Raw genomic sequence first — 12779 nt, 5'->3', positions numbered from 1 at the left:
GCTGCTGGACACGCCGGCCGCGTCGCTCAACGACCCGGACTGGGCTGCTGCGGCGCGGCAGGCGCTGCAGCAGGCCGACGCACGCCTGTACCGCCGTTTCGACCAGGGCGACAACATCGAGCGCCTGCTGGCGTTGCGTGCGCGCGCTGCCGATCACTTGATCCGCCTGGCGTGGCAGCGTTGCCTGCCGGCCGGCAGCGGCCTGTCGCTGTTCGCGGTGGGCGGCTATGGCCGCGGTGAACTGTTCCCGCGATCGGACATCGACCTGCTGGTGTTCGGCGATCCGCCGGCGCAACTGGCGCACGAAGCGGCCCTGGCGCGGCTGTTCGCGCTGCTGTGGGACTGCGGGTTGGCGGTCAGCCATGCGGTGCGTTCTGCATTGCAGTGCCGCGAGGCGGCGGCTGACCAGACCGTGCTGACCGCGCTGATCGAGGCGCGTCCGATCCTGGCCGATGACGCCGCCCGCCGCGCGCTGCGCGAGGCCATCGACGATCGCGAACTGTGGCCGGCACGCACTTTCTTCCTGGCCAAGCTGGAAGAGCTGCGCAACCGTCACCAGCGCTTCGGTGATACCGCCGACAACCTGGAGCCGGACCTGAAGGATGGCCCCGGTGGCCTGCGCGATCTCAACACGCTGGGCTGGATGGCACTGCGCGCGTTCGGCGTGCGCGACCTGGAAGCCCTGGTCGGGCTCGGCCATCTGGGTGCCGACGAAGCCGCGGCGCTCAAGCGCGAACGTGCCGTGCTGGCGCGACTGAGGTTTGGCCTGCACCTGGTAGCACGTCGCCCGGAAGAGCGCCTGCGTTTCGATTACCAGAAGACCCTCGCCGCGCGCCTGGGCTTCGAAGACGACGCCGAGAGCCTCGGTGTCGAGAAAATGATGCAGGGCTTCTACCGCGCCGCGCTGGTGGTGCGGCGGATCAGCGACCGCCTGCTGCAGCGCTTCGAGGAGCAGTTCGACGGCGAGGCGCAGCCGGAGCCGCTGACCGTGGGCTTTTCCCTGCGTCGTGGCTACCTGGCCGCCAACGAGGCCGACTGGCCGCAGGGCGACATTGGCCAAGTGTTCGCGCTGTTTTCCAGCTGGGCCAACAACCCGCAGGTGCGCGGCCTGCACTCGCTGACCGCGCGTGCACTGGCCGAGTCGCTGCCGCTGCTGCCGGCCTATGACCAGGCCGACGCCGACGCACGCGAGCACTTCCTTGCCCTGCTGCGTGGCCAGCGCCCGGTCGACACGCTTTCGCGCATGGCGCGGCTGGGCGTGCTTGGCCAGTGGATTCCCGCGTTCGCCCAAGTCAGCGGGCGCATGCAGTTCGACCTGTTCCATGTCTACACCGTCGACCAGCACACGCTGATGGTCCTGCGCAACATCGGCCTGTTCGCCAGCAGCCGTGCCGACGAGCGCTTCTCGATCGCGCACGAAGTGTGGCCGCGCCTGCGCAAGCCGGAGCTGCTGCTGCTGGCCGGCCTGTTCCATGACATTGCCAAGGGCCGCGGCGGCGACCACTCCGAGCTGGGTGCGGTGGACGCGCGCGCGTTCTGCCAGGCACATGCGCTCAGTGGCACCGATACCGAACTGGTCGCCTGGCTGGTCGAACAGCACCTGCGCATGTCGGTGACCGCGCAGAAGCAGGACATTGCCGACCCGGTGGTGATCCATCGCTTCGCCACCCTGGTCGGCAGCCGCGACCGCCTGGACTACCTGTATCTGCTGACCTGTGCCGATATTGCCGGCACCAGCCCGAAACTGTGGAACGCCTGGAAGGATCGCCTGCTGGCCGACCTTTACTTCGCCACCCGGCGCGCGTTGCGCGAAGGGCTGGAGCATCCGGTGCCCGCCGCCGAGCGTGTGGCCGAGGCGCGTGACAGCGTGCGCGCACTGGTGCGCGAGCAGGGTTACGACGATGCCACCATCGACCGCCAGTTCGCGGTGATGCCCGATGAGGGCTTCATCCGCCTGCGCCCCGAGCAGCTGGCCTGGCAGGCCGCTGCGCTGGTGCCGGTGAAGCAGGGCCAGACCCTGGTCAAGGTCCGCCGGATCAGTGTCGACGACCCCGCGCTGGAAGTGTTCGTGCACTCGCCCGACCGCGACGGCCTGTTCGCCGCGATCGTGATGACCCTGGACCGCAAGGGCTACGGGATCCACCGTGCACGCGTGCTGGACGGCCCGGCCGACACCATCTTCGATACCTTCGAAGTGAACCCGGCCGACACGTTTGCCGATGGCAACAGTGCCAATCTGGAAGCGGCGCTGCGCGAGGCCCTGAGTGGCGACCTTGCGCGGCTTCGGCCGTCACGCCGGGTGGTGCCGCGGCAGCTGCGTCATTTCCGTTTTGCGCCGCGCATCGAATTCCGCGATGAACCGGGCGCAACCCGTTTTGCCCTGGTCGCCCCCGACCGCCCCGGCCTGCTGGCCGATGTGGCGTTCGTGCTGCGCAACCAGGGCCTGCGCGTGCATGATGCGCGCATTGCGACATTCGGCGAACGCGCCGAAGACACCTTCGTGATCAGTGACGAACACGACCTCCCCCTGACTGAACCTGCCCGGCAGCAGCTGCATGACGCGATGCTGGCCTGCCTGGACCCTGATCGAAACGCCGGAGACCCCGCCTGATGGCCACCAAGCCTGTTAAGAAGACTGCTGCCACCGCCAAGAGCGCAGCGGCCAAGAAAACTGCCGCCGTGCCGGCCGCGAAGAAGGCTGCCGCGCCGAAGAAAGCCGCGGTGGTGAAGGCGCCGGCGAAGAAGGTGGCGGCACCGAAGAAGGCCCCGGCCAAGAGCGCAGAAGCCGCACGCGCCGAAACCATCGCCCGCAAGTCGCTGCGCAAGCCGGCCGCGCCGGGCGTGGAAGAACTGAAGTTCGGCATCGAAAGTGCCTTCGAACGCCGCGCCACGCTGACCCTGCACGAACTGGAAGGCTCGACCAGGCCGCTGGTCAACCGTGTGATCGACGGCCTGGAGAGCGGTGAATTCCGCGTCGCCGAGCCGGACGGCCAGGGCGGCTGGAAGGTCAACGAGTGGCTGAAGAAGGCGGTGCTGCTGTATTTCCGTGTCAACGACATGGCGGTGGTCGATGCACGCCCGGCACCGTTCTGGGACAAGGTCGAATCGCGCTTCGCCGGCTATGACGAAGCGAAGTTCCGCCGAGGCGGCGTGCGCGTGGTGCCGGGCGCGATTGCTCGCCGTGGCACGTATTTCGGCAAGGATGTGGTGCTGATGCCGAGCTTCACCAACATCGGCGCCTATGTCGGCGAAGGCACCATGGTGGACACCTGGGCCACCGTCGGTTCCTGCGCGCAGATCGGCCAGCACTGTCATCTGTCCGGCGGTGCCGGCATCGGCGGCGTGCTGGAGCCGCTGCAGGCCAGCCCGACCATCATCGAGGACCATTGCTTCATCGGTGCCCGCTCGGAAGTGGTTGAGGGTGTGGTGGTCGGCCACCACAGCGTGATCGGCATGGGCGTGTTCCTCAGCCAGAGCACCCGCATCTACAACCGCGCCACCGGTGAGATCAGCTACGGCTACATCCCGCCGTACAGCGTGGTGGTGTCCGGCTCGCTGCCGAGCAAGGACGGTACCCATTCGCTGTACTGCGCGGTGATCGTCAAGCAGGTCGATGCCAGGACCCGCAGCAAGACCAGCGTCAACGACCTGCTGCGCGGCCTGGCCGACTGAAGGTGACTGCGCCGGAGGATCCGGCGCAGTACGCGAGCTACCGGCATCCCTCCGACGTCCTGTTCGGGCGGATGCTGCCGCGCCTGCCGCGTGCGCCGCGCTGTGGCAGGCGACCCACCGTGCCGTGCCGTTCAGGGTCGTGCCCGAACGCCTGTTGTGAGATTCTGCCGCTCTGTTTTCCAGCATCACAGATGGCCATGAGCACCACTGTCTACGGTTTGAAGAACTGCGATACCTGCAAGAAGGCGACCAAGTGGCTGGACCGCTTCGGCGTGCCGTACACCTTCGTCGACTACCGCGACAACAAGCCCAGCCCGGAAACGCTGCTGGAATGGGCCGCGCAGCTGGGGGGGCTGGCGGCGATGGTGAACAAGTCCTCCACCACCTGGCGGCAGCTGCCGGACAACCGCAAGGCCGCGGACTCCGAGGCCGAATGGAAGCTGCTGCTGCGCGAGTACCCGCAGCTGATCAAGCGCCCGCTGGTGGTCACGGCCGACGGCAAGGCCAGCCAGGGTTTCAGTGACAACGGCTTCAAGGCCCGCTTCGGCGTGGGCCAGTCATGAGTGCCGTCCTCGACCTGGCCTGCGAGCTGATCGCGCGCCCCTCGGTTACCCCGGACGACGCCGGCTGCCAGGCACTGCTGGCGGCGCGGTTGAAGCAGGCAGGGTTCCACTGTGACCAGCTGCGTCTGGGTGAGGTCGACAACCTGTGGGCGACCCACGGCCAGGGTGCGCCGGTGCTGGTGCTGCTGGGCCATACCGACGTGGTGCCCACCGGCCCGCGCGAGGCCTGGACCAGCGATCCGTTCACGCCGCAGATCCGCGATGGCGTGCTGTATGGCCGTGGCGCCGCCGACATGAAGGGCAGCGTGGCCGCGTTCGTGGTGGCCGCCGAGCAGTTCGTCGCCGCGCATCCCGATCACCCCGGCACGCTGGCGGTGCTGCTGACCAGCGACGAGGAAGGCGACGCGATCGATGGCGTGCGCCACGTCGCGCGCCTGTTCGCCGAGCGCGGCCAGCGCATCGACTGGTGCATTACCGGCGAGCCATCATCGACAGCGGCGCTGGGCGACCTGCTGCGCGTCGGGCGTCGCGGCAGCCTGTCGGCCAAGCTGCGCGTGCAGGGCGTGCAGGGCCACGTGGCGTATCCGGAGAAGGCACGCAACCCGATCCACCTGGCGGCGCCGGCCCTGGCCGAGCTGACGGCGCGACGCTGGGACGAGGGGTACGAGAGTTTCCCGCCGACCAGCCTGCAGATCTCCAACATCCGTGCCGGCACCGGCGCCAACAACGTGATTCCCGGGGAGCTGGAGGTCGATTTCAACATCCGCTACAACCCGCACTGGGATGCACCGAAGCTGGAAACGGAGATCACCGCGCTGCTGGACCGGCACGGGCTGCAGTACGCGCTGAAGTGGCATCGCAGTGGCGAGCCGTTCTACACCCCGGAAGGCACGCTGCGCGCCACCGCACGCGCGGTGCTGGCCGAGCACATCGGTCGTGCCCCTGAGGAAAGCACCGGTGGCGGCACCTCCGATGCACGCTTCATCGCGCCGCTGGGTGCGCAGTGCATCGAAGTGGGGCCAGTCAACGCCAGCATCCACCAGGTGGATGAGAACGTGCGCGTGGATGATCTGGAAGCGTTGCCGGGGCTTTACCAGCGCCTGGTGGAACGGCTGCTGGCGTGAGGCATGGCGCCGGGCACGGCCCGGCGCTCCCCCTGTGAGTGCCGACTGCTGGGTGCCGACCGTTGGTCGGCACACCTTCACCTGGTTGCCAATGCAACGGTTGCGCAGCGCCGGAATCCGGGGTAGGGTCGATGCCATGTCGATCCGCCTGGCCACCGCCGTCAATAGCAACAACCGCAATAATCTGCGCGCGAATAATCGTGCGCGGCCGATGCGGGACTGCGCCCTGGGTAGATAGACAGCAACACACGCCCGGACACCAGAAAACCCGCATCGGTCGATGCGGGTTTTTTTGTGCCCGGGCGCAGCCCCACCCGGGCCTGGATGGCCGGTCGAACACCCTCCCACCCGTGAAATTCCCCCAACAGGAGCTCCCCCCATGTGTTCGATATTCGGAATCTTCGGCCTGCAGGCCGGTGACGATCTTCCGGCTCTGCGCCGCCATGCGCTGGAACTGTCGCAGCGCCAGCGCCACCGCGGCCCGGACTGGAGCGGCGTGTATCTTGACGAAGGTGCGCTGCTGGTCCACGAGCGGCTGGCCATCGTCGACCCGGCCGGTGGCTCGCAGCCGCTGCTGTCGGCCGATGGCCAGCTGGCGCTGGCGGTGAACGGCGAGATCTACAACCACCAGCAGTTGAAGGCCACGCTGACCACCGCCTACGACTTCCAGACGGGTTCGGACTGCGAGGTGATCAACGCGCTTTACCGCCAAGGCGGATCGCCGGCGCAGTGGCTGGAGCAGCTCAACGGCATCTTCGCCTTCGCGCTGTGGGACCGTGATGCCGGCCGAGTGCTGGTGGCGCGCGATCCGATCGGCGTGGTGCCGTTGTACTGGGGCCACGATGCCCAGGGCCGCCTGCGCGTGGCCTCGGAAATGAAGGCGCTGGTCGATACCTGTGCCGATGTCGCGCAGTTCCCGCCGGGCCACTATTTCGACAGCGCCAGTGGCGAGCTGGTGCGCTACTACCAGCAGTCGTGGCGCGCCTACGCTGACGTGCAGGGGCGCCAGGCCGATCTGGCCGAACTGCGCCAGGCCTTCGAGCATGCGGTGGAACGCCAGTTGATGAGCGACGTGCCATACGGCGTGCTGCTGTCCGGTGGCCTGGACTCGTCGCTGGTGGCGGCGGTGGCTGCGCGCTATGCACGTCGCCGCATCGAGGATGGCGGGCAGACCGAAGCCTGGTGGCCGCGCCTGCATTCGTTCGCGATCGGCTTGAGGGGCTCGCCGGATCTGGCTGCCGCTGCCATTGCTGCCGAAGCGCTGGGTACCGTGCATCACGGCTTCGAGTACACCTTCGAGGAAGGCCTCGATGCGTTGCCGGAAGTGATCCGCCACATCGAAACCTACGACGTCACCACCATCCGCGCCTCGACGCCGATGTTCCTGCTGGCGCGGCGGATCAAGGCGATGGGGGTGAAGATGGTGCTCTCCGGCGAGGGCAGCGACGAGATCTTTGGTGGCTACCTGTATTTCCACAAGGCGCCGGATGCGCGTGAATTCCACGAGGAGCTGGTGCGCAAGCTCGACGCGCTGCACAACTACGACTGCCTGCGTGCCAACAAGTCGATGATGGCCTGGGGCGTGGAGCCACGCGTGCCGTTCCTCGACCGCGAATTCCTCGACGTGGCGATGCGCTTCGATGCCGCGCACAAGATGGTGGGCGCCGGCTTTGGCGGTCGCCGCATCGAAAAGGCGGTGCTGCGCGAGGCGTTCGACGGCTACCTGCCGGACAGCATCCTGTGGCGGCAGAAGGAACAGTTCAGCGATGGCGTCGGCTACGGCTGGATCGACGGGCTGAAGGCACATGCCGAGGCGCAGGTGAGCGACCGTGTACTGGCTGCGGCCGACAAGCGCTTCCCGCACAACCTGCCGCAGACCAAGGAGGCGTACTACTACCGCCACCTGTTCGAGCAGTTCTTCCCCAGCCGCGCAGCCGCAGAGACCGTGCCGGGTGGCAAGTCCATCGCCTGTTCGTCGCCGGCGGCCATTGCCTGGGACGCCAGCTTCGCCGCGGCTGCAGATCCCTCGGGCCGCGCGATCGCCGGCGTGCACGAGCAGGCACTGGCGTAATGCTTCCGCCGGGCACGGCCCGGTGCTACCGAGCGATGGTAGCGCCGGGCCATGCCCGGCGGGCACAAACGACTTAATCCCCTCCGTCCCCTTTTTGTATGATCGCCCCCTGCGCATTGGGGAATGTTCATGGACGCACAGCGCGGGGGGCACCCGTCGCCGACGAAGTGGGGATGGCGCTACCTGGCCTGGGCTGGGGTGCCGTTGCTGGCCGGCGTGCTGCTGGCGCGCTATGCCGGGCCGGCCGCCCCCGAGGCGGTTGCGCGTACCACGGTCGCTGCCGAAGGCAGCTGGGCACGGCATCTGGCGTCACCGCTGGGCCTGTTCCTGCTGCAGCTGCTGGTGCTGTTGCTGGTAGCCAAGGGCGCCGGTGCGCTGCTGAAGCGGCTGGGGCAGCCGGCGGTGATCGGCGAGATGGCCGCCGGCCTGATGATGGGGCCGCTGGTGCTCGGCAGCCTGCTGCCGCAGCTGCAGGGTGCGCTGTTCCCGGCCAGTTCGCTGGGCCCTCTGGGCATGCTCAGCCAGCTGGGCGTGCTGATGTTTCTGCTGGTGGCCGGTGCCGAACTGGACCTGGCGGCACTGCGCGGCCGCCGGCGTTTCGCCTTCACGGTCAGCCATGCCGGCATCGCGGTGCCGTTCGTGCTCGGCGTCGCGTTGGCGATCTGGCTGTACCCGCAGCACGGCCCGCAGGGCGTGGGCTTCACCGCATTCGCGCTTTTCGTTGGCATATCGATGAGCATCACCGCGTTCCCGGTGCTGCTGCGCATCCTCGCCGACCGTGGCATCACGCAGACGCCGCTGGGCCAGACCGCCATCGCCTGCGCGGCTTTGGGCGATGCCACCGCATGGTGCCTGCTGGCACTGATCGTGGCGGCGGCACAGGCCAGCGGCTGGCTGCCGGCCAGTCTCAATCTGCTGTGCGTGGTCGCCTTCGTGGTGCTGATGCTGGGGCTGGTGAAGCCGTGGTTCGCTCGCCAGGAGATTGCGCCGGGCCGTGAGGGGCGCTGGCTGCTCGGCATCCTGCTGCTGTCGCTGGGTAGTGCCCTGATCACCGAAATGCTGGGCATCCACGCGCTGTTCGGTGCGTTCGCTGCGGGCGTGGCGGTGTCGTCCAACGCGCAGCTGCGCGGCCTGTTGATGGCCCGCGTCGAACCGTTCGCGGTGACCCTGCTGCTGCCGCTGTTCTTCGCCATGACTGGCCTTCGCATGCGCGCCGACGCGCTGCAGGCCAGCGACATCGTGCTGTGTGGTGTGGTGATCGCAGTGGCCACGACCGGCAAGCTGCTGGGTACCTTCAGCGCCGCGCGCAGTGCCGGCATGCCCACCCGTGAGGCGTGGCGGCTGGGTGCACTGATGAACACCCGTGGCCTGATGGAGCTGATCGTGCTCAACCTGGGTTACGAACTTGGCCTGCTCGGTGACCGCCTGTTCGCGGTGCTGGTGATCATGGCGCTGGTGACAACGGCGATGACCGGGCCACTGCTGAACCTGATCGAGCGGCGCAGGGGCTGAGCGTCGAACGGTAGTGCCGGCCGCTGGCCGGCAACCTCATGATGCTGGACGCACCTACATGGATGCCGGCCAGCGGGCGGCACTACCGCGATGCCGGCACCAGCGTCATCGTGTGCTGCGGCTTGCCCGGCAGGAACGGCGTCGGCCGCCCATGCACCCAGTCTTCGTGGCCGGCGCCCCAGTACGGCGACAGCGGGTGCCCGCTCTGGCCGCCGGGCATATGCACGATGCCGTCGGCCTCGTGCCCGGGCGAAACCACCATGCGCTCGGAAGCACCGAAGCCCGGCGTCTGCACGCGCGGCATGTCGCGGTCGCCGGGCAGGCGGTCGGCCGGCATGCACAGCCAGTGTTTGGCGATGTCCGGCAGCGCCCGTGCGATGGGGTGGCAGATCGCCGCCGTATTGCGTTCGCCCCAGCTGCGCTTGGCCAGTGGGCCTTGCCTGGCCAGCTCGCTCTCGGTGCGGCGTGCGGCGTCGATCAGCAGCGCATCCCAGCTGTCGAAGGCCGGTGGCAGCAGATTGGCCGGACGCTGCTGCAGCATCGGCCAGGCCACGCCTTCCAGCTGCGCCAGGCGCGGCTCCAGATAGTCATCGCCCAGCTGCGCATTGGCCGGTGCCAGCAGTGCATTGGACAGTGTTGTCATCACCTGCGTACGGAACTCGCGCACCACCCGGTAGCTGACCGAGCTGGCCGAGGCACGGCCGTCCCATTGATGGCTGGCCTCCTTCAAACGCTTCAGTGCAGGGTCGTCACTGCGCTCGATGACGTCGTGCAGCAGGGCCCACCAGCGCTGCAGGAACACCGCGCGATCGTCGAGCTGGATCGCCAGCAGGTCGTGCTCGTCGAAGCGCTCCTGGATCGCCAGCAGGTCGCGGATCTGCCGCGCCCGTGCTCCCAGGTCATAGCCACCGTTGCCGACGCTGACCAGTGCCTCGCCGTCGAGGACGCGGCCGTTGGCGGTCCACAGGCGGTGGTTGGGAGGATCGATCAATGCCGGTGAAGCATCGCTGCGGATCGGCCACGGCGCACAGTCCTGGTTGTTGCCGGCACTGAAGCCGGCCGGCGCGCAGCCCGGACCGCGATCCGGGCGGGCGCCGATCAGCCGCCAGGCGATGCGTCCGCTGCGGTCGCCGACCACCAGGTTCTGCGCGGGGATGCCGGCGCGGTCGGCGAACTTCAGTGCAGCGTCCAGATCGCCAGCGTGGGCCAGGTCACCGAAGTCCAGCCGCACCGCGCCGGGCAGGTGGGCGACCCAGCGCAGCGCGTCGCCACTGCCATCTGCATGCGTGTGCAGGATCGGCCCCCAGTCGGTTTCGCGTACCGTCAACAGCACGTCGGCCTGGCCGGCCACCGCAATTCGCTCTTCATTCACGGTCACTGCGGCGTTGGCCGGTTCGGTGCGGTAGTCCGCCGTGTCGATGTAGCTGTTGGTGAAGCCCCAGGCCACGTGCCCGTTGCTGCCGACGATCACCGCCGGCAGGCCGGGCAGCGAGAAGCCGGTGACATCGACCTGGCCGCCGGCAGCCTGTGGATCGGGGTAGCGCAGGCGCACGCGGAACCACAGGCCGGGGGCACGCAGGCCCAGGTGCATGTCGTCGGCGACGATCGCGCGGCCGTCGGCGGTAAGCGCCCCGGCCACCGCGAAGTTGTTGCTGCCGACGACGTCGGCTTCTTCCTGCTCGGTGCCCGACTTTCCCTTCAATGTGCGCAGATCGAGCTGGCTGGCGTCGGGCAGGGCAGCATTGCCGCTCGGTTCGCCGAACAGCGGTGCATCCCATTCCGTACCGTCGTGGGCAATCAGCGCGTAGAGCGCTGGCGGCACCACAGCGCGGATGCGGCTCAGCGCAAGCTCGGTCTGATTGCCCGGATCCTGCAGGTCGGCATACATGGCCAGCCCGGCCAGCACGCTGTCGCTGGCCTGCCAGGGTTGTGGCGATTGCCGCAGCAGCAGGTAGGCCCACGGGCGCACGGAGAGATCGGTCAGGCCTTCGTTGACGCCGTCCACGTAGGCACGCACGGCATCGCCGTTGTCGCCCAATGCAGCGTCCAGCTGCGCTTCGGTGCGTTCACGCAGGCGATGCACGCGCATGCGTTTGTCGGCGTCGATGGCCTTCGGCCCGAACAGCGCTGACAGTTCGCCGGCGGCACTGCGGCGCATCAGGTCCATTTCGAAATAAAGTTCCTGCGCGTGCACGCGGCCGAGTGCGCGCATCGCATCGGCCTGGCTGCCGGCGGTGATGGTGACCACGCCCAGCGCATCGCGCTCGAGGGTGACCGGCGCGGCCAGCCCCGGCAAGGCATGCTCGCCGTCCAGGTCGGCCAGGCTGCCCCGCAGCAGGAGCCACAGGACCAGTGCGGCGATCAGCACGATGGCGATCACTACGCCCAGCACCCAACGCCATGTACGTCGCATCGCACGTCCTTTCCGAACTCGTGGGCCGATTGTAGCCGCAGGCGCAACTGCGACTGATTCCGATTAGATCACCGTACTTTGAAATGCGGCACCCTATGCCGCATCGATTCACAGGAGCCCCCCATGAAAGGCAACCCGGACGTCATCGCCTGCCTGAAGGAACTGCTGCGCGGCGAGCTCGCTGCCCGCGACCAGTACTTCATCCATTCCCGCCGCTACGAGGACCAGGGCCTGTTCGCGCTGTACGAACGCCTGAACCACGAGATGGAAGAGGAAACCCAGCACGCCGATGCGCTGCTGCGCCGGATCCTGTTCCTGGGCGGGGACCCGGACATGCGCCCGCACGCCACCGAGCCGGGCAAGACCGTGGAAGAGATGCTGCAGAAGGATCTCGACACTGAATACGCGGTTCGGAACAATCTCGCCGCCGGCATGAAGCTGTGCGAGGAGAAGGGCGACTACGTGAGCCGCGACATCCTGCTGGCGCAGCTGAAGGACACCGAGGAAGACCACGCCTGGTGGCTGGAGCAGCAGCTGGGCCTGATCAAGCGCATCGGCCTGGAGCTGTACCAGCTGAGCAAGATCGACGGCAGCGGCGCCCCGGCGCACTGACCGGCACCGCTTTTTGTAGAGCCGAGCCAATGCTCGGCTGCCTTCCGGTAGAGCCGACCGCTGGTCGGCCGCTTTTCGGTAAAGCAGCCGACTGACAGTCGGCTCTACCAAGAGCAAAGAGCAGCCGACCAGCAATCGGCTCTACCAGAAGCACGGCGTTCTGTCGCCCGCCAGCACCGGAGCATCGCCAGCCAGCCTTCGCCAGCCAGCTGCTCCATCGCCCGCCAGCCGACAACGAGAAAGCCGGGGAATGCCCCGGCTTTTTCGTGTCCGGGGTCAGATCCGTTTTCAACGAAAACGGCTCTGACCCCTCACTCCTGTCGGATCGCGCGACGACGGAGATTCAAGTCAGACAGGGGAAATCACAATTCGTCAGCGTCGGAGAGATCCTGATAGCCCACAGGAGTCGTCCCATTGAAGTCGACCAGAACCCCGTAGGGGTGGCAGATTGTCAGTCGTCCCTCTGCAAAGAGAATCGACCACCTTTTCTGTTCCCAGAACGTAAGTTCTGGCTCGGATGCCAGCGGGCCTTCCCCCGAAGAAGCTTCGGCCGGGAAGTGAACGGCGAGATGTTCCAAGGCTTGTTGCTGCAGGGCTGGCAGCTTCGAGAGCTGCCCCATCACGAAGCCCACCTCTGGGATCAGTTGACCGTCTTCGGACGTCTGGATCGAGAAGAATGTGCCGTCCTTTGCAGGCAAGCGTCCTTGGGCGAACCAACCTGTATCGGAGTCGCCGACGATGTGCAGTTCGCCAAGGCCTTGAACCTGAATTATTGAAGGGATCATTCGGCAGTTGGTCGTGGTAGCAATCGT

9 protein-coding genes are annotated in these 12779 nt (G+C 67.6%); 7 read left to right on the top strand and 2 right to left on the bottom strand.

Annotated elements, in window-relative coordinates; all coding sequences use genetic code 11:
- Position 1: 1 nt before the first annotated feature.
- The 6 genes from AC5P7R_RS00280 (at position 2) to AC5P7R_RS00255 (ending at position 8942) form a co-directional block, all read left to right on the top strand.
- Entirely contained in the window at positions 2-2611 is a 2610-nt protein-coding gene (locus tag AC5P7R_RS00280; protein ID WP_026346923.1) for a [protein-PII] uridylyltransferase, read from the top strand.
- Positions 2611-3672 carry a 2,3,4,5-tetrahydropyridine-2,6-dicarboxylate N-succinyltransferase gene (gene dapD, locus AC5P7R_RS00275; protein ID WP_019659110.1) on the top strand — a complete coding sequence of 354 codons (1062 nt, stop codon included), beginning with the start codon at positions 2611-2613 and terminating at the stop codon, positions 3670-3672. The genes AC5P7R_RS00280 and dapD overlap by 1 nt, the downstream gene beginning before the upstream one ends.
- A gap of 191 nt (positions 3673-3863) precedes the next feature.
- A complete protein-coding gene (locus tag AC5P7R_RS00270; protein ID WP_021204138.1) occupies positions 3864-4235 on the top strand; it encodes an arsenate reductase in 372 nt (123 codons plus the stop codon).
- Positions 4232-5359: a succinyl-diaminopimelate desuccinylase gene (dapE, locus tag AC5P7R_RS00265; RefSeq protein ID WP_206621627.1), complete on the top strand. Its 1128-nt coding sequence runs from the start codon at positions 4232-4234 to the stop codon at positions 5357-5359. Before AC5P7R_RS00270 ends, dapE begins: the two co-directional genes overlap by 4 nt.
- Positions 5360-5738: 379 nt before the next feature.
- Positions 5739-7430: an asparagine synthase B gene (gene asnB, locus AC5P7R_RS00260; protein ID WP_478436302.1), complete on the top strand. Its 1692-nt coding sequence runs from the start codon at positions 5739-5741 to the stop codon at positions 7428-7430.
- A gap of 123 nt (positions 7431-7553) precedes the next feature.
- Positions 7554-8942, top strand: a complete 1389-nt coding sequence (locus AC5P7R_RS00255) for a cation:proton antiporter domain-containing protein (RefSeq protein ID WP_021204135.1) — start codon at positions 7554-7556, stop codon at positions 8940-8942.
- 82 nt (positions 8943-9024) lie between these two features.
- Here AC5P7R_RS00255 and AC5P7R_RS00250 read toward each other — a convergent pair whose 3' ends face one another.
- The gene (locus AC5P7R_RS00250) at positions 9025-11355 is read right to left on the bottom strand and encodes a penicillin acylase family protein (RefSeq protein WP_495213690.1); all 2331 of its coding nucleotides are present in this window, start codon (positions 11353-11355) and stop codon (positions 9025-9027) included.
- Positions 11356-11478: 123 nt separating this feature from the next.
- Here AC5P7R_RS00250 and bfr point away from each other — a divergent pair, with 123 nt between their 5' ends.
- Entirely contained in the window at positions 11479-11967 is a 489-nt protein-coding gene (bfr, locus tag AC5P7R_RS00245) for a bacterioferritin (RefSeq protein ID WP_005415872.1), read from the top strand.
- Between the two features lie 362 nt (positions 11968-12329).
- On the opposite strand, the gene AC5P7R_RS00240 is transcribed toward bfr, so the two are convergent.
- Complete coding sequence (locus tag AC5P7R_RS00240) at positions 12330-12752, bottom strand: hypothetical protein (protein WP_021204133.1); 423 nt, start codon at positions 12750-12752, stop codon at positions 12330-12332.
- Positions 12753-12779 lie beyond the last annotated feature (27 nt).

Source organism: Stenotrophomonas sp. YJH_SMC_27, from assembly GCF_059369815.1.
Note: the sequence above shows the minus strand (reverse complement) of the source record. Positions and strands in the feature narration are given on the sequence as shown.